This window comes from Micromonospora sp. CPCC 206171 (assembly GCF_036906755.1).
GTDB lineage: Bacteria > Actinomycetota > Actinomycetes > Mycobacteriales > Micromonosporaceae > Micromonospora > Micromonospora purpureochromogenes.
In genome coordinates this window covers 417,566-440,291 of record NZ_JBAKHT010000001.1, presented here as the reverse complement: position 1 = coordinate 440,291, position 22,726 = coordinate 417,566, and the positions used below count along the sequence as shown (strand labels likewise).

General features: G+C 73.6%; 25 protein-coding genes and 4 pseudogenes. 9 read left to right on the top strand and 20 right to left on the bottom strand.

The window, feature by feature from the left end; all coding sequences use genetic code 11:
* Position 1 precedes the first annotated feature (1 nt).
* Entirely contained in the window at positions 2-340 is a 339-nt protein-coding gene (locus V6U89_RS01990; protein WP_334568832.1) for a hypothetical protein, read from the bottom strand.
* A gap of 323 nt (positions 341-663) precedes the next feature.
* Between V6U89_RS01990 and V6U89_RS30150 the strand changes: the two are divergent.
* The 3 genes and pseudogenes from V6U89_RS30150 to V6U89_RS01980 all read left to right on the top strand — a co-directional run.
* Positions 664-1,096, top strand: a pseudogene (locus V6U89_RS30150) (site-specific integrase); the annotation flags it as partial.
* A gap of 134 nt (positions 1,097-1,230) precedes the next feature.
* Positions 1,231-1,734, top strand: a pseudogene (locus V6U89_RS30145) (tyrosine-type recombinase/integrase); the annotation flags it as partial.
* A gap of 250 nt (positions 1,735-1,984) precedes the next feature.
* Complete coding sequence (locus V6U89_RS01980; protein WP_334568829.1) at positions 1,985-3,166, top strand: aminotransferase class V-fold PLP-dependent enzyme; 1,182 nt, start codon at positions 1,985-1,987, stop codon at positions 3,164-3,166.
* Here V6U89_RS01980 and V6U89_RS30140 read toward each other — a convergent pair.
* Positions 3,080-3,970: a murein hydrolase activator EnvC family protein gene (locus V6U89_RS30140; protein WP_442933846.1), complete on the bottom strand. Its 891-nt coding sequence runs from the start codon at positions 3,968-3,970 to the stop codon at positions 3,080-3,082. The two genes, V6U89_RS01980 and V6U89_RS30140, sit on opposite strands and share 87 nt — an antisense overlap.
* 205 nt (positions 3,971-4,175) lie before the next feature.
* Here V6U89_RS30140 and V6U89_RS01965 point away from each other — a divergent pair.
* Positions 4,176-5,056: pseudogene (locus V6U89_RS01965) on the top strand (molybdopterin-dependent oxidoreductase).
* Here the strand turns inward: V6U89_RS01965 and tnpA are convergent.
* Positions 4,940-5,358 (bottom strand): annotated as a pseudogene (gene tnpA / locus V6U89_RS01960) (IS200/IS605 family transposase); the annotation flags it as partial. The pseudogenes V6U89_RS01965 and tnpA sit on opposite strands and share 117 nt — an antisense overlap.
* Between tnpA and V6U89_RS01955 the strand changes: the two are divergent.
* On the top strand, positions 5,332-6,603 hold the full coding sequence (locus tag V6U89_RS01955; RefSeq protein ID WP_334568827.1) for an RNA-guided endonuclease InsQ/TnpB family protein: 1,272 nt from the start codon (positions 5,332-5,334) through the stop codon (positions 6,601-6,603). The pseudogene tnpA and the gene V6U89_RS01955 overlap by 27 nt on opposite strands.
* Positions 6,604-6,635: 32 nt before the next feature.
* Complete coding sequence (locus V6U89_RS01950) at positions 6,636-7,058, top strand: hypothetical protein (protein WP_334568826.1); 423 nt, start codon at positions 6,636-6,638, stop codon at positions 7,056-7,058.
* Positions 7,059-7,236: 178 nt separating this feature from the next.
* On the opposite strand, the gene V6U89_RS01945 is transcribed toward V6U89_RS01950, so the two are convergent.
* The 12 genes from V6U89_RS01945 to proS form a co-directional block, all read right to left on the bottom strand.
* Positions 7,237-7,560, bottom strand: coding sequence for a DUF2469 domain-containing protein (locus V6U89_RS01945; RefSeq protein WP_007075222.1), 324 nt, complete (start codon positions 7,558-7,560; stop codon positions 7,237-7,239).
* Complete coding sequence (locus tag V6U89_RS01940) at positions 7,557-8,369, bottom strand: ribonuclease HII (protein ID WP_334568825.1); 813 nt, start codon at positions 8,367-8,369, stop codon at positions 7,557-7,559. The genes V6U89_RS01945 and V6U89_RS01940 overlap by 4 nt, the downstream gene beginning before the upstream one ends.
* Positions 8,363-8,839 (bottom strand): NUDIX hydrolase, encoded by a 477-nt coding sequence (locus V6U89_RS01935; RefSeq protein WP_334568824.1) that lies wholly within the window; start codon positions 8,837-8,839, stop codon positions 8,363-8,365. Before V6U89_RS01935 ends, V6U89_RS01940 begins: the two co-directional genes overlap by 7 nt.
* A 62-nt stretch (positions 8,840-8,901) precedes the next feature.
* Positions 8,902-9,534 (bottom strand): signal peptidase I, encoded by a 633-nt coding sequence (lepB, locus tag V6U89_RS01930; RefSeq protein ID WP_334568823.1) that lies wholly within the window; start codon positions 9,532-9,534, stop codon positions 8,902-8,904.
* On the bottom strand, positions 9,531-10,412 hold the full coding sequence (gene lepB, locus V6U89_RS01925; protein WP_334568822.1) for a signal peptidase I: 882 nt from the start codon (positions 10,410-10,412) through the stop codon (positions 9,531-9,533). Before lepB (V6U89_RS01925) ends, lepB (V6U89_RS01930) begins: the two co-directional genes overlap by 4 nt.
* A 190-nt stretch (positions 10,413-10,602) precedes the next feature.
* Positions 10,603-10,959 carry a 50S ribosomal protein L19 gene (rplS, locus tag V6U89_RS01920; protein ID WP_088991045.1) on the bottom strand — a complete coding sequence of 119 codons (357 nt, stop codon included), beginning with the start codon at positions 10,957-10,959 and terminating at the stop codon, positions 10,603-10,605.
* Between the two features lie 143 nt (positions 10,960-11,102).
* The gene (gene trmD / locus V6U89_RS01915; RefSeq protein ID WP_334568821.1) at positions 11,103-11,891 is read right to left on the bottom strand and encodes a tRNA (guanosine(37)-N1)-methyltransferase TrmD; all 789 of its coding nucleotides are present in this window, start codon (positions 11,889-11,891) and stop codon (positions 11,103-11,105) included.
* A 16-nt stretch (positions 11,892-11,907) separates the two neighbouring features.
* Complete coding sequence (gene rimM / locus V6U89_RS01910) at positions 11,908-12,462, bottom strand: ribosome maturation factor RimM (RefSeq protein WP_334568981.1); 555 nt, start codon at positions 12,460-12,462, stop codon at positions 11,908-11,910.
* Between the two features lie 2 nt (positions 12,463-12,464).
* On the bottom strand, positions 12,465-12,725 hold the full coding sequence (locus tag V6U89_RS01905; RefSeq protein ID WP_172862164.1) for an RNA-binding protein: 261 nt from the start codon (positions 12,723-12,725) through the stop codon (positions 12,465-12,467).
* Positions 12,700-13,185 carry a 30S ribosomal protein S16 gene (gene rpsP / locus V6U89_RS01900; RefSeq protein ID WP_238449756.1) on the bottom strand — a complete coding sequence of 162 codons (486 nt, stop codon included), beginning with the start codon at positions 13,183-13,185 and terminating at the stop codon, positions 12,700-12,702. The genes V6U89_RS01905 and rpsP overlap by 26 nt, the downstream gene beginning before the upstream one ends.
* Before the next feature lie 238 nt (positions 13,186-13,423).
* The gene (locus V6U89_RS01895) at positions 13,424-14,044 is read right to left on the bottom strand and encodes a DUF402 domain-containing protein (RefSeq protein ID WP_334568820.1); all 621 of its coding nucleotides are present in this window, start codon (positions 14,042-14,044) and stop codon (positions 13,424-13,426) included.
* Between the two features lie 49 nt (positions 14,045-14,093).
* A complete protein-coding gene (gene proS / locus V6U89_RS01890; RefSeq protein ID WP_334568819.1) occupies positions 14,094-15,500 on the bottom strand; it encodes a proline--tRNA ligase in 1,407 nt (468 codons plus the stop codon).
* 166 nt (positions 15,501-15,666) lie between these two features.
* Between proS and V6U89_RS01885 the strand changes: the two genes are divergently transcribed.
* Positions 15,667-16,263 (top strand): TetR/AcrR family transcriptional regulator, encoded by a 597-nt coding sequence (locus V6U89_RS01885; protein WP_280838764.1) that lies wholly within the window; start codon positions 15,667-15,669, stop codon positions 16,261-16,263.
* A gap of 141 nt (positions 16,264-16,404) precedes the next feature.
* Here V6U89_RS01885 and V6U89_RS01880 read toward each other — a convergent pair whose 3' ends face one another.
* Positions 16,405-17,484: an amidohydrolase family protein gene (locus tag V6U89_RS01880; protein WP_334568818.1), complete on the bottom strand. Its 1,080-nt coding sequence runs from the start codon at positions 17,482-17,484 to the stop codon at positions 16,405-16,407.
* A gap of 151 nt (positions 17,485-17,635) precedes the next feature.
* On the opposite strand from V6U89_RS01880, the gene rpsD reads away from it, so the two are divergent.
* Together rpsD and V6U89_RS01870 are read left to right on the top strand one after the other, a co-directional pair.
* A complete protein-coding gene (gene rpsD, locus V6U89_RS01875; RefSeq protein ID WP_334568817.1) occupies positions 17,636-18,247 on the top strand; it encodes a 30S ribosomal protein S4 in 612 nt (203 codons plus the stop codon).
* Positions 18,244-18,405, top strand: a complete 162-nt coding sequence (locus V6U89_RS01870; RefSeq protein ID WP_334568816.1) for a hypothetical protein — start codon at positions 18,244-18,246, stop codon at positions 18,403-18,405. The genes rpsD and V6U89_RS01870 overlap by 4 nt, the downstream gene beginning before the upstream one ends.
* Before the next feature lie 55 nt (positions 18,406-18,460).
* Here V6U89_RS01870 and V6U89_RS01865 read toward each other — a convergent pair whose 3' ends face one another.
* The 4 genes from V6U89_RS01865 to V6U89_RS01850 form a co-directional block, all read right to left on the bottom strand.
* Positions 18,461-19,039 (bottom strand): Uma2 family endonuclease, encoded by a 579-nt coding sequence (locus V6U89_RS01865; RefSeq protein ID WP_334568815.1) that lies wholly within the window; start codon positions 19,037-19,039, stop codon positions 18,461-18,463.
* Between the two features lie 68 nt (positions 19,040-19,107).
* Positions 19,108-20,664, bottom strand: a complete 1,557-nt coding sequence (ffh, locus tag V6U89_RS01860; RefSeq protein ID WP_334568813.1) for a signal recognition particle protein — start codon at positions 20,662-20,664, stop codon at positions 19,108-19,110.
* Positions 20,665-20,937: 273 nt separating this feature from the next.
* Positions 20,938-21,594 carry a response regulator transcription factor gene (locus V6U89_RS01855; protein WP_334568812.1) on the bottom strand — a complete coding sequence of 219 codons (657 nt, stop codon included), beginning with the start codon at positions 21,592-21,594 and terminating at the stop codon, positions 20,938-20,940.
* A complete protein-coding gene (locus V6U89_RS01850; RefSeq protein WP_334568811.1) occupies positions 21,591-22,715 on the bottom strand; it encodes a sensor histidine kinase in 1,125 nt (374 codons plus the stop codon). The genes V6U89_RS01855 and V6U89_RS01850 overlap by 4 nt, the downstream gene beginning before the upstream one ends.
* Positions 22,716-22,726 lie beyond the last annotated feature (11 nt).

The following is a 22,726-nucleotide window of genomic DNA, read 5'->3' as shown; positions in this document are numbered from 1 at the left end:
TTCAGTCCCCCTCGAACCGGATCTCCAGGTCGCGCTCGCGTACGCACCGGCGGACCAGCACCGCGACCCGCCGCACCTGCGCGGTCTCGGCCGGAGTGCGGGCGGCCTCGACCAGGCAGTCCAGTTCGGCCAGGAGCTGAGGTGCCCGCTCCGCCCCGACGACCAGCTCACCGAGCGGGTCGACCCGGTCCAGCGTCGGGGTGCGTCCGCCGCCCCGCCCCCGCTTCAGCAGGTCGAGCAGCAGGTCGTCGGGGTCGGGCACCACCTGCGCCGCGACCGAGGACGGCCGACGGCCCGGGCCGCCACGGACCAGCCGGTAGAGGACGACGTCCAGGCCCATGAGCGGTCCCCTCCTCCCGTCGGCGTTCCCGCCGAGGCAACCGGGCGACGGCAGGCACCGTCCCTGTCTCCAGTCTCCCCGTCCACGCCACCGCCGACCAGCACCGACGGCGTGCCGCCGCGCAAGGTCAGGTCTACTTTGTCCACGCCACGCCCATGGGACGGCTGGGCCGGTGGGCGTGCTCGCGCAGCGTCGTGTCGTGTCGATGCGCCGCGTTCTGCCGTCTGCCCGGCACGCGCTTACGCTGAGCCCATGCCAGGCGGACGTCATGCGTTGCCACGCCTCCCCGCTCCGGCCCGCCCGTCGACGGCACGGGCGGGGCGATGACGGGCGGCACGCGGGCCACCCGGGCCACCCACGAGGCGCTGCCACCGGCCATGCGGGAGGCCGTGGACGACTTCGCCGACCACCTGGCCCGGGTGCGCAACCGATCCGCGCACACCGTGCGGGCGTACGCGACCGATGTCGTCTCGCTGCTCGACCACGCGGTACGGATGGGCTGCTCCGCACCCGCCGAGCTGGATCTGACGGTGCTGCGCAGCTGGCTGGCCCGGCAGCGCACCGTGGGCGCGGCCCGGACGTCACTGGCCCGGCGGGCGGCGGCGGCGCGGACCTTCAGCGCCTGGGCGCACCGCGCGGGGGTGCTCCCCGCCGACGTGGCGGCTCCGCTGTCCAGCCCCCGGGCGCACCGCGACCTGCCCACCGTGCTCCGGGCCGACCAGGCCGCCGCCCTCGTCGAGGCACCCGATCAGCGTCCCTCCGCCACCCGGCCCGCGGAAGCGACGGGGCCCGACGCGGCCGAGCCCGACGCGGGCGGACGTCGGGACGGCTCGGCCACCGAGGCCGCCCGGCAGGACGATGCCGCCGGCTCCGCCCGCCTCGAGGACGAACCGGTGCGGCTGCGCGACCGGGTCCTGCTGGAACTGCTCTACGGCACCGGGGTACGGGTCAGCGAGGCGTGCGGGTTGGACGTCGCCGACGTGGACCACGGTCGCCGGGTGATCCGGGTCCTCGGCAAGGGTGGCCGGGAACGCTCGGTGCCGTACGGGGTGCCGGCCCAGCGGGCGATCGACGCCTGGCTGCGCTCCGGGCGGCCCGCCCTGGCGGTTCCCGGCGCCGGAGAGGCGCTGCTGCTCGGCGCGCGCGGCGGGCGGCTGAACCCGACGACGGCGCGCCGGATCGTGGCCGGGTACGCCGAGTCCCTCGGCCTGCCCCGGGTCAGTCCGCACGGGCTGCGGCACTCGGCGGCGACGCACCTGCTGGAGGGGGGCGCGGACCTGCGCGCCGTGCAGGAACTGCTCGGCCACTCCTCGCTCGGCAGCACCCAGATCTACACGCACGTCTCGGTCGAGCGGTTGCGGGCCGCGTACCGGCAGGCCCACCCGCGCGCCTGACCCACCGACTGCGCCCCGTTCGATCCTCGACACGCCGCCGGTCAACGACCCCGGACTGCAGTCGGCCAACCGGCGCCGCCGCACGGGTCGAACCGCCGGCAACACCGCCCGCTGCCGCCGACGCTGGCTGCCGCCGACGCGCGCTGCCACGGACGCGCGCTGCCACCGACGCGCGCTGCCGCCGGCGCGGGCTGCCGCCGGGGGACGCCGAACCGACGACGGTTGATCCCTCGACGGATATGATCACCACGTGACCGTCGCCCGGCCGCCCGAGCCGATTCCCGGGGCCCGACTGCTCTTCTCGCTAGACCCGGCGGTCAGCTATCTCAACCACGGCGCGTTCGGCGCGGTGCCGGTCAGCGTGCAGCGGGCGCAGCAGCGGTTGCGCGACGAGATGGAGGCCAACCCGCTGCGCTTCTTCACCCAGGGGCTGGCCGACCGGATCGGCCACACCCGGCGGCACCTGGCCACCTTCCTCGGTGCCGATCCGGACGGCACGGCGCTGGTCGGCAACGCCACCACCGGCGTCGCGGTGGTCCTGCAGTCCCTCGGCCTGCGGGCCGGCGACGAGGTGCTCACCACCGATCACGGGTACGGCGCGGTCGGCTTCAGCATCGAGCGGGAGTGCCGGCGTACCGGGGCGGGCACCCGTGCGCTGCGGGTTCCGCTGACCGCCACCGACGAGGAGGTCGTCGAGATCGTCCGCACCGGTCTGCGGCCCGGGCGGACCCGACTGCTCGTCGTCGACCAGCTCACCTCGCCCACCGCCCGACTCTTCCCGGTCGCGGCCGTGGCGCAGGTGGCCCGGGAGCGGGGCGTGCCGGTGCTGGTGGACGGGGCGCACGTGCCCGGCATGCTGCCGGTCGACGTCGGCGCGGTCGGCGCGGACTTCTGGGTGGGCAACCTGCACAAGTGGGCGTTCGCCCCGCGGGGCACCGCCGTGCTGGTGGTCGCCCCACCGTGGCGGGAGCGGATCGAGCCGCTGGTGGTCTCCTGGGAGCAGGGCGCCGGCTTCCCCGGCAACGTGGAGTGGCAGGCCACCCTCGACTACACGGGTTGGCTGAGCGCCCCGGCGGGGCTCTACGCGCTGCGCAGCCTCGGCCTGGACCGGGTGCGGGCGCACAACGCGGCGCTGGCCGCGTACGGGCAACGGGTGGTCGGGGACGGCCTCGGAGTGGCGCCGGCCGACCTGCCCGACCCGGGTGGACCGGCGGTCGCCATGCGGATCGTGCCGCTGCCGCCCGGCGTGGCCACCACCATCGACACCGCGCGGGCTCTGGCCGGCCGGATCGCCGAGCGGCTCGCCGCCGAGGTGGCGGTGATGACCTGGGGCGGTCGGGGCTGGCTACGGCTCTGCGCGCAGGTCTACAACTCCGCCGAGGAGTACGAACGGCTGGCGGTCCGGCTGCCCCCGCTGCTCGCCCGACCCTGACCCCGGCCCACGCCGACCACACCGGCAGACGGCCCTCGCGGCCCGCTCGGCGAGGGCGCCGCTCGCCGACTGCTCGGTGAGCGTGCCGCTCGCCATCCGCTCGGTCAGCGCGCCGCTCGCCGTCCGCTCGGTGAGCGGGTCGCTCGGGTCGCGCACCGGGAGCAGCCGGACCGGTCCGAGCCCGAGCAGGGCCAGCGGATCGAGGTAGTCCGCGCCGCGCCGCAGCCCCCAGTGCAGGCAGGCCGGGCTGGGACAGCCGGGATGCCCGGCCAGCAGCACGCCGAGCGGCGCGCCGGGCCGGACCCGGTCGCCGGGGCGTACCTCGGGTCGGACCGGCTCGTAGGTGGTCCGCAGGCCCGCCGCGTGCCCCACGGTGACCACCGGCCGGCCGGCGACCACGCCCGCGAAGAGCACGGTCCCGGCGCCGGCCGCGCGCACGGTCGCCCCCGCGGCGCCGGCCAGGTCGACCCCGCGATGACCGGGCAGCCACGGTCGGGGCGGCGGGTCGAAGCGCCGCACCGGGCGGGGCGTGCCGTCGAGCGGCCACCGGAAGGCCGGCGCACCGGCCGCCGCACCGAGGCTGGCCCGCGCCGCGACTTTCGGGGGCGGTCGGCGGTCGACCGCTCCGCCGGACGGGGCGGGCGACGCGGCACGGGTGGCTGTGGCGGCCGGCGGTGCGACGGGCCAGACGCCGCCCGCCCGGCCCGCCCCCGATCCGGGGGTCGCCGCGACGACGGCGCCCGGCGGGCCGAGGACCAGCAGGACCGTCCACCACACCGTCACCGCCCGCAGTGCTCTCCGCATGTCCGCAGCATGCCCGCATCGGCCGCCGACCGACCCGGACAGCGCGTCCGCTGTGGACGGCCGGCCGCCCTGTGGACAACGCCCAACATTCGAGTCGATCTGCTAGGCGACGGGGGCGGCGCGAGCCGCGCCGGCACCGGACCGGTGGACCGGCGCGGCGACTAGGCTGGGCTTGCGCGCCGAGGGCAGAAATCGGGCGGCCGCCGTGACCAGCGTGGACGATGTGAGCCGCCCCTCCCGGGTGGCCGGGTCGGACGAGGCGATCAGCGCCGAGGAGCTGCAACTGGCCGCCCGCAACCACGGCATCCCGCTGGAGGCGTTGCGCTACGACGTCACCCCCGCCGGCCTGCACTACCTGCTGATCCACTACGACATCCCGGACGTCGATCCGGCCGGCCACGCGCTGACCGTCGACGGCGCGGTACGCCTGCCGCGCATCCTCGGGCTGGACGAGCTGCGCTCGCGCCCCCGGGTGACCCGGCGGGTGACGCTGGAGTGCGCCGGCAACGGCCGGGCGCTGCTGCACCCGCGCCCGGCCGTTGCCGGCCCTGGCTGGTGGAGGCGGTCGGCAACGCCGAGTGGACCGGCACCCCGCTCGCGCCGCTGCTGCGCGAGGCCGGCATCGCTCCCGAGGCGGTCGACGTGGTCTTCACCGGGGCCGACCACGGCGTCGAGCGTGGCGTCGAGCAGGACTACCAGCGGGCCCTCCCGGTCGCCGACGCGCTGCGGGAGGAGGTGCTGCTGGCGTACGAGATGAACGGCGCTCCCCTGCTGCCGCAGCACGGCGCGCCGCTGCGGCTGATCGTGCCCGGCTGGTACGGCATGGCGCACGTGAGGTGGCTGCGCGGCATCACCGTGCTGACCGAGGAGTTCGACGGCTACCGGGGTGCGGGCCAGTGCTCCGCCCTTCAGGGCGGTGGTGAAGGCCCGCGCTGGGAGGGCCGCCAAGGCCCGAGCGGTGCCTTAGACCGGGCGGTTCTGCTGTTCGATGTACTGACGCACGGCACTCAGCGGTGCGCCGCCGACGGAGCCGGCGAAGTACGAGCCCGACCAGAGCTTGTTGGCCCGGTAGTGGTGCCACCGTAAGTCGGGGGAACTCCTGCCGGAGTCGCCGCCTGGACACGACCCTTGAGGCTGTTGACCAGTTTCGCCGGGGCGACCTTGGGTGGGAAGTTGACGAGCAGGTGGACGTGGTTGTTCTCGCCGTTGAACTCGACCAGTTCGGTCTCGAAGTCGGCGCACACCGCCCGCATGATCTCTTCCATGCGGGCGAGGTGCGCGTCGCCGAACACCTTGTGCCGGAACTTCGTCACGAAGACCAAGTGAGCGTGCAGAGCGAACACGCAGTGCTTATCTGTGCGATGCCTTCGAGTTCTGTCATAAGCCAATGGCACAGTGCACGGGTGCAGCTCCGTTACAACTACCGGGTGTACCCGGACGCCAGTCAGCGCGAGGCGCTGGCCCGGTCGTTCGGGTGCGCCCGGGTAGTTTTTAACGACGGGCTGCGGGCACGGCAGCAAGCCCGGCTCGAGGGTCTGCCGTATCTGTCGGACGCCGAGCTGTCCAAGCGGGTCACGGCGGCCAAGCTGACCCCGCAACGGGCGTGGCTGGGCGAGGTGTCCTCGGTCGTGTTGCAGCAGGCCCTCGCGGATCTGAACGTGGCGTACCGCAACTTCTTCGCCTCGATCTCGGGCAAGCGCAAGGGCCGCAAGGTGGCACCGCCGCGGTTCCGCTCGCGTAAGGACAACCGGCAGGCGATCCGGTTCACCAAGAACGCCCGGTTCAAGGTCCTGGACAACGGCCGGCTGCGGCTGCCGAAGATCGGCGACGTCGAGGTGCGCTGGTCACGCAACCTCCCATCGGACCCGTCGTCGGTGACGGTGATCCGGGACGCGGCCGGGAGGTACTTCGCCTCGTTCGTCGTGCAGAGCACCGACGAACCGCTTCCGGTCGCGGACTCCGAGATCGGCATCGACTTGGGCCTGACCCACTTCGCGGTCCTCTCGGACGGTACGAAGGTGGCCGCCCCGAAGTTCCTGCGCCGCGCTGCACGCAAGCTCAAGCGGTTGCAGCAAGACCTGTCCCGCAAACAGCGTGGCAGTCAGAACCGCAAGAAGGCCGTCGTGAAGGTCGCCCGCGCTCATGCGCGAGTGGCCGACACCCGGCGAGACTGGCAGCACAAGCTCTCGACACGGATCATCCGTGACAACCAAGCGGTGTTCGTCGAGGACCTGTGCGTCGTCGGTCTCGGCCGGACCCGGCTCGCCAAGTCCGTGCACGACGCGGGGTGGGCCAGCTTCACCGGCATGTTGGAGTACAAGGCCGTCCGGTACGGGCGCACCTTCGGTCGAGTGAACCGGTTCTTCCCGTCCACCCGGATGTGCTCGGACTGCGGGCGGATCAACGACAAGATGGCGCTCGACGTCCGAACGTGGAAGTGTCCGTGCGGCAGCACCCGCGATCGGGACGTCAACGCGGCCATCAACGTGCTCGCGGCGGGACGCGCCGAGAGCCTAAACGACCGTGGAGCGCGGATCAGACCACCAGCGATGGTGGCACCGCGCGGCGAAGCGGTAATCCACCCGGACGCCGCGTGTTCCACGCGCAGCGTGGAGGGAATCTCCGTCCTTTAGCTTTAGGGCGGAGAGATCGTCAACAGAACGCGGTGGCCTACCGGCTGCGCCGGGACGCCGACGACCCGGGCGAGCCGGTGACCCGGATCGAGCCGCGTGCCCTGGTCCGCCCGCCGGGGTTCCCGGACTTCATGACCCGTACCCGGGTGCTGCGTCCCGGGCGGTGCACGGTGGACGGTCGGGCCTGGTCCGGGCACGCGCCGGTCACCTCGGTGGAGGTGACCACCGACGGCGGGGCGACCTGGGCAGCGGCCACCGTGGACGCGCCGCGCGGCGGGGACTGGTCCTGGCGGCGCTGGCGGTACGAGTGGTCGCCGCAACCGGGCCGGTACGTCCTCGGCGCCCGGGCCACCGACGCGTCGGGACGGACCCAGCCGGTCGAGCAGCCGTGGAACCGGGGCGGGTTCGCCAACAACCTGGTCCAACGGGTCGAGGTCGCGGTCCTCCCGGACTGACGAGGGAGGCGGCGCCCGGCGACCGCCGCGCACAAGAGTGCCGTGGGCGATGCGGGCAGGCGTGGCGGGCGGAATCCGGCCGCCAGGCCGGAATGCCCGCGCCCGGAGGCAGGCGGCAGGTCGGGGAAGAGGTCGCGCGGGCCGGCGGGTGGGGGATGCCGGTGGGAGGAGTGGTGCGTCAGCCGCCGAAGCCGGAGTCGGCGGGGAGGGAGATGTCGGGCTTCTCCAGTTCCTCGACGTTGACGTCCTTGAAGGTCATCACTCGGACGTTCTTCACGAACCGGGCAGGGCGGTACATGTCCCACACCCAGGCGTCGTGCATCTCGACCTCGAAGTAGACCTCACCGTCGGAGTTGCGCACGTGCAGGTCGACCTGGTTGGCGAGGTAGAAGCGGCGCTCCGTCTCCACCACGTAGGAGAACTGGCGGACAATGTCGCGGTACTCCCGGTAGAGCTGCAGCTCCATCTCGGTCTCGTACTTCTCGAGATCTTCCGCGCTCATCGCACTCCGCCTTCCATGACCACATCTTCCCCCACCGGCGCCGGAGGCCGAGGCTGCTCGCCCAACGCCACGCCGACGGTACCCCCTGACGCGTCGAAGCGCTCCATCGGCTCGGGCGCGGGCCCGACGGCGGGGCGTCGGGACCGCGGCGGACGGCCGGCGCGGCCGGACACGGCGGCCACGTTGACGTACGAGAACCGGTGCTCCACGCACGGACCGCGCTCGCGCAACGCCTCGCTGTGCTCCGGCGTGATGTACCCCTTGTGCTCGGCGAAGCCGTAGCCCGGGTACTGCCCGTCCAGCTCGACCATGAGCCGGTCCCGGGTGACCTTGGCCAGCACGCTGGCCGCCGCCACGCAGGCTGCCACCCGGTCGCCCTTCCACACCGCCAGCCCCGGCACGTCCAGCCCGTCCACGCCGAAGCCGTCGGTCAGCACGTACTCCGGCCGGGTGGTCAGCGACGCCAGCGCCCGGCGCATCGCCGCGACGTTGCACACGTGCAGGCCCCGGGCGTCGACCTCCTCGGCCGGGATGATCACCACCGCGTACGCCAGGGCGCGGGCGACGACCTCCTCGTACACCCGCTCCCGGCTGGCCGGGGTGAGCAGCTTGGAGTCGGCCAGCCCGTCGATCTCACCGCGCCGCCCCTCGGGCAGCACCGCGGCGGCGGCGACCAGCGGCCCGGCGCAGGCGCCCCGACCGGCCTCGTCGGCGCCGGCGACGTGCCGGAAGCCGCGCCGCTGCAGGGCCCGTTCCAGGGCGTAGAGCCCACCTTCGCGGCGCACCACGGTGCGCGGGGGCGTCAGCACGGCGCGCCCCCGCTCGGGTCGGTCAGGGCCCGGGTCAGCACGGCGGGCAGGTCCTCCGGGTAGTAGCGGTCGCCGGTCGCGGTGAGTTCGTCGACCGACCACCAGCGGTGCCCCGAGACGCTGGCCCGCTCGATGTCGGTGAAGCCCGTGGTGTCCACCTCCCAGCCCGGCACCCGGACCAGGAAGAACTCCTGCTCCTGCCGGTACCAGACGCCGTCGAAGGGGAACTCGACGGTCTCCGACCAGACCGGCGCGCCCAGCTCGCCCGGGTCCAGCCGCAGCCCGGTCTCCTCGGCCAACTCCCGGGCGGCGGCCTGGCCGGGCGTCTCCCCCGGGTCGAGCCCGCCCCCGGGAGTGAACCAGTACCGGTGCTCGGGACGGGACGGGTCCCAGCCGCTGAAGAGCAGCACCCGGCCGCCCGCGTCGACGAGCAGCACCCGGGCCGCACGGCGAGGGGTGTAGACGGTCACCGCCCCAGCCTGCCAGACGCCGGTGACGAACTGCCACGCCCGGGGGGCGGGCCGCGGGTTCGCTACGGGTTGGGGACGGCGTCGAACTGCTCGGGTACGGTGAGCCAGGTCGCCCGGTCCACCGGCCAGAACACGGTGAAGGCCCGCCCGACGACCTGGTCCTCGGGAATGGTGGCGCTGTCGATGTTCCGACCGGACTGCTGCCAGTGCTCCAGGGAGTCGCCGGAGGCGGAGCGGTGGTCGCCCATCACCCAGAGCCGCCCCTGCGGCACGGTGATGTCGAACTCCTGGTCGGCCGGCTTGTCCCGCTCGCCGTTGGCCGAGAAGATGTACGGCTCGTAGAGCGGCTTGCCGTTGATCACCAGCTTGTCGTCGTCGCAGCAGACCACGTGGTCGCCGCCGACGCCGATCACCCGCTTGATGAAGTCCTCGCCGTCGGGGTTGCCGCTCCACTCGGTCGGCGCCTTGAAGACGACGACCTCGCCGCGGTGCGGTGACCGGAAGTCGTAGACCAACTTGTTGACCAGCACCCGATCGTCGATCTGAAGGGTGTTCTCCATCGACGGGGACGGGATGAAGAAGGTCTGCAACACGAAGTAGCGGACCAGCACCGCCACCAGGATTGCCACGCCCAGGAGGATGGGCAGTTCCTTCCAGAAGGAACTGCGGGGCTTGTCGGTCTGCTCGTCAATCACGGGTGGAGCCTACGTCCCCGGGTGCGGGCCGATCGTCCGGAACGCGCGACAACGGACATCAGGGTCACCGCCGGGAGGACGAGAGCGACACCACCCACCGGGGCCGGTTCGGCCGGCGGCGGGGCGGCCGGCGCGGCGGCCGGCCGGGAGAGCCCGTCGAAGGTCTCCGGCACCGGCAGCGAGGTCCACCGCTGGGACGGCCAGACCACCATGAACGCCCTACCGACCACGTTGTCGATCGGCACCGGACCCTGGCAGCGGGCGTCCTGCGAGACCAGTCGGTGGTCGCCCATCACGAAGATCTGGCCGGGCGGGACGACCACCTCCTCGAAGCGCCGGGACCGGCACTCGCGGGCGTTGGGCGGTACGTCCAGCGGCGAATTGCGGATCACGTACGGCTCGTCCAGAGGGGTGCCGTTGACCAGCACGCGCCCCTGGTCGTCACAGCACTTGACCCGGTCGCCGGGTACGCCGATGACCCGCTTGATGAAGTCCTTCTCGCCAGGGCGGCTGACCCCGACCAGGTCGCCGAACGTCCGCCCGACCTTGCCGGCGAAGCCGGGCTCGGGCTCCTGGACCTCCTGCGCGACCCACCGGTCGGTGCCGCGGAAGACCACGACCTCGCCTCGCACCGGGTCGCGCACGTCGTAGACGACCTTGTTGACCAGCACCCGGTCGCCGATGAGGAGGGTGTCCTCCATCGAGCCGGAGGGGATGAAGAAGGCCTGGAGCAGGAAGGTGCGGATCAGCACGGCCAGGCAGAAGGCGACGACCAGCAGCAGCGGGAGCTCCTGCCAGAGCGGCATCTGCCGGCGGGTGCGCCGGGTCCGCCGGCGCCACGGATCGACTGTGCCGTCCTCGTCAAGCACCTGCACCACGCCACTCCCCGGTCCGCAGAAACGACACTACCGCCCGGGAGCCTCGTCGAGGCCCCACGGGCGGTAGTGGACATTCGCACGCCGTGACCAGCGTCGCGGCGTCGCTGCCCCGCTGCGCCCGTACGACCAGGGTAATGCGATCTGGTCGATACGACACCCGCGCAGCTCAGGCGGCGTGGCGAGCGGGAAGTCAGCTGGGCTGCTTCTCCCGCTTCTCCTTGATCTTGGCCTTCTTGCCGCGCAGCTCGCGCAGGTAGTAGAGCTTGGCGCGACGCACGGCACCGCGGGTCACGACCTCGATCCGGTCGATGCCCGGGCCGTTGAGCGGGTACGTCCGCTCCACGCCGACGCCGAAGCTGACCTTGCGGACCGAGAAGGTCTCGCGCAGACCGTCACCCTGGCGGCGGATGACGACGCCCTGGAAGATCTGGACACGGGACCGGTTGCCCTCGACGACCCGCGCGTGCACCTTGACGGTGTCACCGGCACGGAAATCGGGGAGGTCGGTCCGCTTCGACTGGGCGTCAAGGGCGTCCAGGATGTTCATCGCTGCGTCCTCGTGAGGCTCACGGCGCACCGTCACTCGGTGCGCGGATGGGTGATTCTGATCCCCGGGTGGTGGTCGGCGGGCCGACCCCGGTCGAGGATCCTCGCAGCCGCCCGCGGGCGCGGGTGGATGCGGCAACCCCCCTACTTTGCCACATCCCCCGGCGGCAGCTGAAATCCGGCCCGGTCCAACGCGGCGACGTCCCGTTTGTCCAGGCTCTCCGGCGGCAGCGCGGCGATCATGTCGGGCCGCCGGACGGCGGTGCGGGCCAGCGCCTCGTCGCGCCGCCACCGGGCGATCCGCCCGTGGTCGCCGGAGCGGAGCACCTCCGGCACCTCGTGCCCGCGCCAGGTCGCCGGCTTGGTGTACATCGGGGCCTCCAGCAGCCCGTGCGCGTGCGACTCCTCGTCCAGCGAGCCGGCGTTGCCGAGCACCCCGGGCAGCAGCCGGGTGACCGCCTCCAGGATCACGAGCACCGCCACCTCGCCGCCGAAGAGCACGTAGTCGCCGAGGGAGACCTCGGTGACCCGCATCCGGGTCGCGGCGTGCTCCAGCACCCGCTGGTCGATGCCCTCGTACCGGCCGCAGGCGAAGAGCAGGTGCGACTCGGCGGCCAGCTCGTGGGCCATGGCCTGGGTGAACGGGACGCCGGCCGGCGAGGGCACCAGGAGTCGGGGCAGGGTGTGCCCGTCGGGGCTGAGCTCGTCGGGGGCGAGGGCGTCGAGCGCCTCACCCCAGGGCTCCGGCCGCATGACCATGCCCGGCCCGCCGCCGTAGGGCGTGTCGTCGACCGTGCGGTGCACGTCGTGGGTCCAGCTCCGCAGATCGTGTACGGCCAGCCGCAGCGTCCCGTTCTCCCGGGCCCGGCCGATCAGCGACAGGTCCAGCGGGGCGAAGTACTCCGGGAAGATCGACACGACGTCGACGCGCATGGGGGTGGCTCCGGTCTCAGAGGTCGAGCAGACCGGCCGGCGGGTCGACCACGACGCGCCCGCCGGCGAGATCGATCTCGGGGACGATCGCCTTGACGAAGGGGATCAGCGCGGTACGCCCCTCGGGACGGCGCAGGACCAGCAGGTCCGAGGCGGGGGCGTGGTCGATCCGGGCCACCTCGCCCAGGTGCTCGCCGGCCGGGGTGACCGCGGCGAGACCGACCAGCTGGTGGTCGTGGAACTCCTCGGGGTCCTCCGGCGGCGCGACGTCGGCGCTGTCCACGCCGAGCAGGGTGCCGCGCAGCGCCTCGGCGACCTCGCGGTCGAGGATGCCCTCGAAGGCGACCAGCATCCGGCCCTGGTGCCAACGGGCCGCCTCGATGGTCAGCTCGGCGGGGACCGTGAAGGGCACTCCGGGGCCGGGGGCGGGGTTGGCCGGGGCGGTCGCCCCCGGCTCGGTCCGAAGGACCGTGCCGGGGGCGAAACGCGCTTCGGGCTCGTCGGTCCGCACCTCCACGGTGACCTCACCGCGGATGCCGTGCGGTTTGCCGATCCTGCCGACGATGAGCAGCATCAGTACGAGTCGACGATGTCGACGCGTACTCCGCGTCCACCGATGGAGCCGATCACCTGGCGCAGTGCCTTGGCGGTCCGGCCGGACCGCCCGATCACGGTGCCGAGGTCCTCGGGGTGCACGCGGACCTCGAGCCGCTTGCCCCGACGGGAATCGACCATCCGGACGCGCACGTCGTCCGGGTGGTCCACGATGCCCTTGACCAGGTGCTCCAGCGCGGGACGCAGCGGCATGTCAGGCCTGCTCACCGGCGTCGGCAGCAGCGGCCGGGGCCTCGGCCGGAGCCTCGGTCTTCGGCGCCTCGGCCGGAGCCTCGGCCTTCGGGGCCTCGGCCTTGGCGGCCTTCTTGGCCGGCTTGGCCGGGGTCTCCGGAGCCAGGCCGGCGGCGGCCTTCGCCTCGGCCTCGTACGCCGCCTTGCGGTCGGCGCGCTCGGGGGCGACCTTCAGCGGCGGCGGGGCCGGCAGGCCCTTGAACTTCTGCCAGTCACCGGTCAGCTCCAGCAGACGCTGCACCGCCTCGCTCGGCTGCGCGCCGACGGAGAGCCAGTACTGGACCCGGTCCGACTTGACCTCGATCACCGAAGGGTCTTCCTTCGGCTGGTACACGCCGACGAACTCGATCGCACGACCGTCGCGCTTGGTGCGCGAGTCGGCGATGACGATGCGGTACTGCGGGTTGCGGATCTTGCCCATCCGCAGGAGCCGGATCTTTACGGCCACAGTTGTTTCGCTCCTGTTGCGATCTCACCGGCCCGGTACGGGCGGTGCACGGGTGAGCGCCGACCGGCACAGTGGGGTTGGGCCGGAGACAGCTCGGTGGACTGGCGACACGCCCGGGTTAGAGGGCGCCGGACGTGCGCCGGATACCAGCGACCCATTCTGCCAGATCCGGCGCGGATCTCTCACACCGGACCCGGACAGGTCACCCGACGCGGCGTGATGGTGACGCGGAACACGGTCAGCGGACCGGCGGACGGTCCCAGCCGGGCGGCAGTTCGTCGGGTACGTCCCAGTCCGGCGGCGGGACGAAGTCGCACCAGGTGCCGTCGAACGGGAACACCCCCGCCTCGGCCCGGGCGATCACCCGCTCCCCCTCGGCCCGTACCGCCGCCTCGTCGGCCACCCAGTAGTCGTCTCCGAAGGCGAGCCGCTCGGCGAACTCCTCCTCGTCCTTCCACCGCCAACTGTGGTCCGGGTACACCACCACGTCGAGGTCCTGGTCGACCACGTCGACCCCGGCGACCTGGCCGTCGTCCCAGCGAACGCCCGGCTCCTCCAGGTTGACGTACCAGTGGGCGAACCGGCCCCGCGCGTCGGAGAACCACCAGACCGAGTGGGCCGCCCCGGTGGGCAGGAACTTCAGCAGCGGCGGGCCGCTCCAGCGGCCGTGCGCCAGCCGGTACGACGAGGAGATCCACTCGGCGAAGGGCATCGCCCGCATCCCCAGGCCGGCCTCGGTGACCTCGTGGGCGACCGGGGTGTCCCGGGCGATCCAGATCAGCAGTCCACGCTCGTCGTCGCTGACCACCCGGCCCGGCCGGACCCAACCGATCCGGCCCTGCCGCACGTTGCGGTGCATGATCAGACGACCCGGCGCGAACCGGTCGGCGGGACCGCCGGGGCGCACCTCAGTAGGCGCGGGCGAGGATGGCGACCAGGTCCGACTCGTCCTCCGAGTCGGGCACCGAGCCGTCGGCGCGGAGCAGGCAGCGCACGGTGACGCCCTGACCGTTCGCCTCGGCCTCACCCGCCACCCCGACCGCCGACCACGGCACCTTGGCCCAGCCGGTGGCCGCCGCCTCGATCGCCTCGGCCAGCGTCGACACCTCGACGGTGCGGGACTCGCGGTGCGCGAGCGCCTGGTCGTGCAGCACCCGCTGGTCGGCCTCCAGGGCGGCCAGCACCGCGCCGACCACGTCCGCCACCGGGGTGGGGGCCTTCGAGCCGTCCGTACGCCGGACCACGACCGCGTTGCCGGCGGCCAGGTCGCGGGGGCCGACCTCGACGCGTACCGGATAGCCGCGCAGCTCGGCGTCGACGGCCCGGCGGCCGAACGCGGTGTCGGTGCGGTCGTCGAGCGCGACCCGGACGCCGGCGTCCCGCAGGCCGTCGCGGAGCTTGGCCGCCGCCTCGGCGACGCCCTCGCCGTCCTTGACGATCATCACGTACGCCTGGATCGGCGCCAGCTTCGGCGGCACCCGCAGGCCGTTGTCGTCGCCGTGGGCCATGATCAGGCCGCCGAGCATCCGGGTCGAGGTGCCCCAGGAGGTCGTCCAGGCGTGCTCCCGGCCGCCCTCGGCGGAGGAGTAGCTGATGTCGAAGGCCTTGGCGAAGTTCTGCCCCAGCTCGTGGCTGGTGCCGAGCTGGAGAGCCTTGCCGTCGCCCATCATGCCTTCGCAGGTGTACGTGGCGGTCGCGCCGGCGAAGCGCTCCCGGGCGGTCTTCAGACCGACCACCACCGGGATGCCGAGCACGTTGACCATCAGGTCCTCGTACGCCTCGTGCAGGATCCGCCGCGCGTAGGCGCGGGCATCCTCGCGGGTGGCGTGCGCGGTGTGCCCCTCCTGCCAGAGGAACTCGCTGGTCCGCAGGAAGATCCGGGGGCGCAGCTCCCAGCGGACCACGTTCGCCCACTGGTTGAGCAGCAGCGGCAGGTCCCGGTACGAGTCGATCCACTTGGCCATGAACTCGCCGATCACCGTCTCGCTGGTGGGGCGCACCACCACCGGCTCGGCGAGCTGCTTGCCGCCGCCGTGGGTGACCACGGCGAGCTCCGGCGAGAAGCCCTCGACGTGCTCGGCCTCGCGCTTGAGGTAGCTCTCCGGGATGAAGAGCGGGAAGTACGCGTTCTCCGCGCCGGCCGCCTTGATCCGGGCGTCCATCTCGGCCTGCATCCGCTCCCAGATGGCGTAGCCGGCCGGTCGGATGACCATGGTGCCGCGGACCGGGCCGTTGTCGGCCAGCTTCGCCTTGGCGATCAGGTCCTGGTACCAGCGGGGAAAGTCCTCCGCACGGGGAGTGAGCACGCGTGCCATGACCGCACATCCTAGGCGGCGTCCGCCCCGCCGCTGCGCCCGGGAGGCGGCGCGCCGCGTCCGCGTCGCCGCGCGGCCCGGCGTCCCCGTGCCCGGGCCGGTGGTGCGGGCGCGGGGCCTGCCGGGCGGAGGTCGGGCCGGATCGCGATCGTAGACTTCGACCACCATGGTTGAGCTGAGGGATTCCGCCCGGCAGCGGCTGCGCGACACGATCGTCGACGCCGCTCGCGCGCAGACCGTCGCGTCCGGCTGGGACGGGGTACGGATGGGTGGGGTGGCGGCCGCGGCCGGGGTGAGCCGGCAGACCGTCTACAACGAGTTCGGCAGCAAGGCGGGGCTGGCCGAGGCGCTCGCCCGGCGGGAGGTGGACCGGTTCGTCGCCGACGTCCGCGCGGCCCTGCGCGAGCACGGCGCCGACGTGCGGGCCGGCGCGTACGCGGCGATCTGGCACACGCTGACCGAGGCGGCCGGCAACCCGCTGATCAAGGCGATCCTGACCAGCGCCCGGGGCGGCTCCGACGCGCTGCTGCCGTACCTGACCACCCGCGCCGAACTGGTGCTCACCGAGGCCTCCGGCGCCCTGCTGGACTGGGCGGGCGACCACCTGCCCGCCGCTGATCCGGCCGCCCTGGCCTTCGCCGCCGACACCGTCGTCCGCCTCGTGGTCAGCCACATCGTCCTGCCCCGCGCCCCCATCGACCAGACCGCGTCCTCCCTGGCCGACCTCGCCCTCCACCTCTTCCTCACCGCAGCAACCCCCTGACCCCGGGTTCGGCCCTCCCCCACCCCACCCCGAGATCGGCGTGCACTTTCACGGAATGAGTGGCCAAGCAGCCCGGAATAGCCACGCTTTCCCTGAAAGTGCACGCCGGGGGCGGGTTGGGGGCGCGCGCGGCGGGGCGGGTTAGGGGAGGGTGTGGCCGCGGAGGATGGTGCGGGAGGGGGTGCGGACCACGCGGAGGTCGCGGCGGGGGTCCTCGGGGTAGACGGTGAGGTCGGCGAGGCCGCCCTCGACCAGGCCGGGGAAGCCGAGCCAGGCGCGGGCGCCCCAGGAGGCGGCGGCGAGGACGTCCGTGGCGGACATGCCGGCCTGCTCGTGCAGGAGCAGCATCTCCTCGGCGGCCAGCCCGTGGTCGATGCCGCCGCCCGCGTCGGTGCCGACGTAGATCGGCACGCCGGCCTCGTACGCGGCCCGGACCACCTCGGGGAAGCGGTCGCGCAGGGTGAGCATGTGGTCGGCGTACCCGGGGAACCTGGCCCGGGCCTGGTCGGCGATGCCGCCGAAGGTCCGAATGTTGATCATCGTGGGGATCAGCGCGGTGCCCTGCCGGGCCATCAGGTCGATCAGGTCGAGGCTCAGGCCGGTGCCGTGCTCCACCGAGTCCACCCCGGCGCGCACCATGATCTCCACGGCCGACTCGGAGAAGGTGTGCACGGCGGCCCGGGCCCCGGCGGCGTGCGCGGCCACGACGGCCGCGGTCATCGTGTCGGCGTCCCAGGACGGCGCCAGGTCGCCGACGCCCCGGTCGATCCAGTCGCCGACCAGCTTGACCCAGCCGTTGCCGGCGGCGGCCTGGGCCGCCACCGTCGCGGCCACCTCGGCCGCGCCGACCTCCACGCCGATGTCGCGCAGGTAGCGCTTCGGCGGGGCGACGTGCCGCCCGGCGCGGGCCAGGCGCGGCAGGTCCGGCTCGTCGTCGAGTTCCGGGTACGGGTACGGCGAGCCGGCGTCCCGGATGGCCAGCACCCCGGCGTCCCGGTCGATCCGGGCCAGCTCCCGGGCCTGGTCGAGCGAGGTGATCGGGGAACCGCCCCGGGCGATGCCGATGTGGCAGTGCGCGTCGACCAACCCGGGCAGTACGTACCCGCCGTCCACCACGGTCTCGGCGCCGGGCACCGGTTCGAAGGTGACCCGGTCGCCGACCAGCCAGAGATCCCGGACCTCGTCGTCCGGCAGGAGCACACCGCGCACATGCAGAGCCATGTGCACAGTCCTACCCGATCACCCCCCGCCGTGCCGCGCCGGGCCGGAGCCGCCCTGGCGGTCACCCCGGCAGGCTCACCCGGATGGGGTGGGGCGGCCTCACCCGGTGCCGGTGGACGGTGGTCGGACCCCGAGAGGTCAGGGAGGAAAGATGGCTGTCCGGACGACGGTACGTCCCTCGCCCACGGACGAGGTCCCGCTGCACCCGGCGTACGGCTACTCGTTGCGCCGCCAGCGGCACCCGGTCGGCGTCCGCGGCGGGCCGCGGCGCGCCCCGCGCGGGTTCCACCTGAGCGACGCCGACCAGCGGCAGGTCCGGGCGGCGTACGAGCTGCGCATGCGGCAGTTGGCCCGCGCGGTGGTGACGGCCGGCCGGCAGCCGGGCGACGCGACGGAGAACCTGGTCGGGCAGTTGGAACAGCGGATCGACGCGCTGGTGCACCGGGCCGGTTTCGCGCCCTCGGTCGACGCGGCGCGGGATCTCGTCGCCCACAACACCTTCACCGTCGACGGCGGCAAGGTCAACCGGTCCTCGTACCTGGTCCAGCCGGGGCAGACCATCCAGGTGCGCCCGGACCGGCAGTGCCGCGCGCCGGTCGCCATCGCCGTGGCCGAGTACGCCGAGGGCGACGCGCCGCCGTACCTGGAGGTCAGCTCGGAGCGGCTCACGGCGACCCTGACCCGGGAGCCGCAACGGCAGGAGGTGCCCGCGCTGCGGGACATCCCCCTGGCCGTCCACGCCGACGAGGAGGTCGCGCGATGAGCATGCCGATTCCGAACGATCGACGGGTGCCCAACTACCTGCGGCAGAGTGGCCGGCCGCAGCTGACGCCGCGGCAGCGGCGCCGCGCCGAGCACAAGGAGGCGCGGCGGGAGAGCCTGCTGGGTCAGCGTCCACCGAAGCGGTCGCGGGACCGGTGACCCGGAACCGGGTGGCGGTACCGACCGCCACCCGGCGGAGGTGGGTCGGTCGGGGTCACTCCCCCTGGCCCGCCAGGAGCGCCGCGCGCCGGGCGGTCAGCGCCGGGAGGTCCACCGAAACCTTCCAGGGGCGCTCGGTGACGAAGACGTCGTCGGTGTGCGCGACCGCCTCGTACTCGCCCTTGGGGCCGAGGACGAACTGGGTCAGCGTCATCCGCTCGCGCAGCGGGTCGACCACCCAGTACGTCTGCACACCGGCGTGGGCGTAGACCCGCGCCTTGTCGTACAGGTCGCGGAAGACCGAGGTCGGGGAGATCATCTCGACGGCGAGCAGGGCGTCCTCCACCGGCACGGGGCTGCGGTCGGCGTGCTCCCGGCGGATCGCGACCACGTCCGGCCGGGGCTCGTTGCGCCGGTCGACCCGCATGGACAGGTCGATGCTGACCAGGTACTCGGGCGGGCAGTTGATTCGGAGTGCGAGCAGGATCTCGACACAGAGGTCCTGATGGAGTGCGGTGGGGGGCGGCAAGATCAACCTTCCGTTGATCAACTCATACGGAAGGTCCTTCGGCAGGTCGCCGAGGTCGTCGACCGTCCACTCCGATCGCTCGGGCAGGATTGGCGCCACGGTCATGACTCCTCCTCCCAGGGGGCGACGTAACCCCAAGTGCTGGCCACGTCGCCCACCGCCACCGACACGCGTCAGCGCGGGCGGTTGTCGCCCTTGCCGAGCTTGTTGAAGTCGATCTTCGGGAGCTTGAAGCCCGGGGGCAGGCCCTGGCCGCCGGCCAGGTCGCCCGGGTCCAGCCCCGGCGGGAGCTGCGGCATGCCGCCCGGGAACCCGCCCGGCAGCCCGGCGCCCGCCCCGGTACGCGGCCGACCGCCGCCCTTGGTGCCCTTGCGCTTGTTCTTCGGCGACTTGGTCGCCTTGCGCCGGCCCGCGCCGGGCAGGCCCATCATGCCGCCCATCTGCTTCATCATCTTCTGCGCGTCGGCGAAGCGGTTGAGCAGCTGATTGACGTCCATCACGGTGACGCCCGAGCCGGTCGCGATGCGGGCCCGGCGGGAGCCGTTGATGATCTTCGGGTTGGTGCGCTCGCCCGGGGTCATCGACCGGATGATCGCGGTGACCCGGTCGAAGTGCTTGTCGTCCAGCTCGGCGAGCTGGTCCTTCATCTGCCCCATGCCGGGCATCATGGCCAGCACGTTGGCGATCGGGCCCATCCGGCGGACCGCGATGAGCTGGTCGAGGAAGTCCTCCAGGGTGAACTGCTCGCCGCCCATCAGCTTGGCGGTCATCTTCTCCTTCTGATCGGTGTCGAAGGCCTGCTCGGCCTGCTCGATCAGAGTGAGGACGTCGCCCATGCCGAGGATCCGGCTGGCCATCCGGTCGGGGTGGAAGACGTCGAAGTCCTCCAGCTTCTCGCCGGTGGAGGCGAAGAGGATCGGCTGTCCGGTGACCTCCCGGACGGAGAGGGCCGCGCCACCGCGGGCGTCGCCGTCGAGCTTCGACAGCACCACGCCGGTGATCCCGACGCCGTCGCGGAACGCCTCGGCGGTGCGGACCGCGTCCTGACCGACCATCGCGTCGATGACGAAGATGACCTCGTCCGGGTCGACCGCGTCGCGGATGTCGGCGGCCTGCTGCATCATCTCGGCGTCGATGCCGAGGCGGCCGGCGGTGTCGACGATGACGATGTCCCGGGCGGCCCGCCGGGCGTGCTCGATCGAGGCGCGCGCGACCTGCACCGGGTCGCCGGTGCCGTTGCCGGGCTCCGGGGCGTACACCTCGACGCCGGCGCGGCCACCGAGCACCTGGAGCTGCCCGACGGCGTTGGGGCGCTGGAGGTCGGCGGCGACCAGCAGCGGCTGGTGACCCTGGGCCTTGAGCCAGCGGGCCAGCTTGCCGGCGAGGGTGGTCTTACCGGAACCCTGGAGGCCGGCCAGCATGATCACGGTCGGCGGCTGCTTGGCGAACTGGAGCCGCCGCCCCTCGCCGCCGAGGACGTTGATCAGCTCCTCGTTGACGATCTTGACGATCTGCTGCGCCGGGTTGAGCGCCTCGGAGACCTCCGCGCCGCGGGCCCGCTCCTTGAGGTTGGCGATGAAGCCCTTGACCACGGGCAGCGCGACGTCCGCCTCCAGCAACGCCATGCGGATCTCGCGCGCGGTGGCGTCGATGTCGGCGTCGGTGAGCCGACCCTTGCCGCGGAGCTTGGTGAAGATCCCGGACAGGCGGTCACTCAAGGTGTCAAACACGCGAACATCCCGTTTGTCGGTGTTACGGCGGGCACTACCCGGCCGGTGTACAGCGGCCGGCCACCGCTAGGGTAGCCCGCCGCCCGCACCCGCGTACCAGCCCGGCCCAGCCCCCGGGGCCGGCCCGGTCCCCCGCCCGGGCCGGCCCGCACGGCGACGGCTGAATCGTCTACGTCATCAGCTCGACAGCGTCTGCGGGACCCTCCGCCCCCTCCGAGCGACGGCAGCGCCCCGCCCGCCGCACCCGGCCGTCTCGGGCCGGAGCAGGGTCGATCACGAGCTGACCAACCCTGACTGGTACGCGAAGACCACCAGCTGGGCCCGGTCCCGGGCGGCCAGCTTGACCATCGCCCGGCTGACGTGGGTACGCGCCGTGGCCGGGCTCACCACCAGCCGGTCGGCGATCTCCGCATTGCTGAGCCCCTCGCCGACCAGCCCGACCACCTCCCGCTCCCGCTCGGTGAGGGTGTCCAGCCGGGGGTGCGGGCGGGGCACCCGGGCCGGTCGGGTGGCGAACTCCCGCACCACCCGCCGGGTCACCGACGGCGAGAGCAGCGCCTCCCCCTCGGCGACGAGGCGCACCGCCCGCAGCAGCTCGGCCGGCGGAGTGTCCTTGGTCAGGAAGCCGCTCGCCCCGTGCCGCAGCGCGTCGAAGACGTACTCGTCCAGCTCGAAGGTGGTCAGCACGATGACCCGGGTACCGGCCAGCTCCGGGTCGGCGACGATCCGGCGGGTGGCCTCGATGCCGTCCACGCCGGGCATCCGGACGTCCATCAGCACCACGTCGGGGCGTACCTGGCGGGCCAGCTCCACCGCCCGCAGCCCGTCGGCGGCCTCGCCGGCCAGGGTGAGGTCGTCCTCGCTCTCGATCAGCGCGCGCAGCCCGATCCGGACGAGGTCCTGGTCGTCGGCGACCACCACCCGGATCATCGCCGCGCCTTCACCGGCAGCCGGGCGGACACCCGGAAGCCACCGTCGGGGCCGGGGCCGGCGGTCAGCGTGCCGCCCAGCGCGGTGACCCGTTCCCGCATCCCGGCCAGCCCGTGCCCCGCCGCACCGGGCGCGCCCACGCCCCGGTCGGTCACCTCCACCACCAGCTCCTCCCGGCCGTAGTCGACCCGCACCCGCGCGGCGGCCACCCGGGCGTGCCGCAGCACGTTGGTCAGCGCCTCCTGCACCACCCGGTACGCGGCCAGGTCCACCGCGCCGGGCAGCGGCCGTGGCTCCCCGGTCACCCGCAGGTCGACGGCGAGGCCCGCCTCGGCCAACCGCTCCCGCAGGGCGTCGAGCCGGGCCAGCCCCGGCACCGGCCCCCGCTCGGTGCCGCGCCGGACCGCCCCGAGGGTGACCCGCAGCTCGTCCAGGGCCTCCCGGCTGGTCCGGCTGATCGCGGTCAGCGCCGCCTCGGCCTGCTCGGGCCGCTTGGGCAGCAGGTGCAGCGCGATGTCGGCCTGCATGCTGATCGCCGCGAGCCCGTGCCCCACCACGTCGTGCACCTCCTGGGCGATCCGCAGCCGCTCCTCGTCGGCCTGCCGGCGGGCCTGCTCGGCCCGGGCCCGGGTGACGGTCTCCCGGTTGGTCCGCACCGCCACCCCCAGCGCGAACGGTACGACGACCCAGGCCGATCCGGGCAGCACCCCGGGCAGGCCGGGCGAGGCGCCCCGGGACCAGAAGACGTGCACCAGGATCACCACGAGCGCCGCCGCCCCGGCGACGGCGGCCGGGCGGATCGGCAGCCGGACCGCCACCGTGTAGACGGCGACCAGGAAGGTCAGCAGCACCGGCCCGTACGGGTAGCCGAGCACCAGGTAGGTGGAGACGGCGACGGCGACCACGGCGAGGGTGGCGCGAGGGGCGAGGCGGCGCCCGGCCAGCGCGAGAGTGGCGACCGCGACCAGGGCCAGGCAGCCGGCGTCGACCGGCGTGGTGCCGGGCTGGTTGCGGCCGGCCGGGCCGGTGGCGAGCAGGCCGAGCAGCAGCAGGACCACGGCCAGCGCCAGGTCGGCCGCCGCCTCCTGGCGACGGCCGCCGGAGTGTTCCCGCGGGCGCATGCCGGTCATTC

Excerpts from the sequence above, each read along its gene's own strand:
- V6U89_RS01990 (WP_334568832.1), bottom strand. The coding sequence starts at position 340 with ATGGGCCTGGACGTCGTCCTCTACCGGCTGGTCCGTGGCGGCCCGGGC.
- V6U89_RS01880 (WP_334568818.1), bottom strand. The coding sequence starts at position 17,484 with ATGGCTCTGCATGTGCGCGGTGTGCTCCTGCCGGACGACGAGGTCCGG.
- V6U89_RS01850 (WP_334568811.1), bottom strand. The coding sequence starts at position 22,715 with ATGCGCCCGCGGGAACACTCCGGCGGCCGTCGCCAGGAGGCGGCGGCC.
- V6U89_RS01885 (WP_280838764.1), top strand. The coding sequence starts at position 15,667 with ATGGTTGAGCTGAGGGATTCCGCCCGGCAGCGGCTGCGCGACACGATC.
- V6U89_RS30140 (WP_442933846.1), bottom strand. The coding sequence starts at position 3,970 with ATGCGGAGAGCACTGCGGGCGGTGACGGTGTGGTGGACGGTCCTGCTG.
- V6U89_RS01895 (WP_334568820.1), bottom strand. The coding sequence starts at position 14,044 with ATGCACCGCAACGTGCGGCAGGGCCGGATCGGTTGGGTCCGGCCGGGC.
- V6U89_RS01945 (WP_007075222.1), bottom strand. The coding sequence starts at position 7,560 with ATGAGCGCGGAAGATCTCGAGAAGTACGAGACCGAGATGGAGCTGCAG.
- trmD (WP_334568821.1), bottom strand. The coding sequence starts at position 11,891 with ATGCGCGTCGACGTCGTGTCGATCTTCCCGGAGTACTTCGCCCCGCTG.
- rplS (WP_088991045.1), bottom strand. The coding sequence starts at position 10,959 with ATGAACATCCTGGACGCCCTTGACGCCCAGTCGAAGCGGACCGACCTC.
- V6U89_RS01865 (WP_334568815.1), bottom strand. The coding sequence starts at position 19,039 with ATGACCGTGGCGCCAATCCTGCCCGAGCGATCGGAGTGGACGGTCGAC.
- proS (WP_334568819.1), bottom strand. The coding sequence starts at position 15,500 with ATGGCACGCGTGCTCACTCCCCGTGCGGAGGACTTTCCCCGCTGGTAC.
- V6U89_RS01855 (WP_334568812.1), bottom strand. The coding sequence starts at position 21,594 with ATGATCCGGGTGGTGGTCGCCGACGACCAGGACCTCGTCCGGATCGGG.
- V6U89_RS01870 (WP_334568816.1), top strand. The coding sequence starts at position 18,244 with ATGAGCATGCCGATTCCGAACGATCGACGGGTGCCCAACTACCTGCGG.
- V6U89_RS01955 (WP_334568827.1), top strand. The coding sequence starts at position 5,332 with ATGCCTTCGAGTTCTGTCATAAGCCAATGGCACAGTGCACGGGTGCAG.
- rpsD (WP_334568817.1), top strand. The coding sequence starts at position 17,636 with ATGGCTGTCCGGACGACGGTACGTCCCTCGCCCACGGACGAGGTCCCG.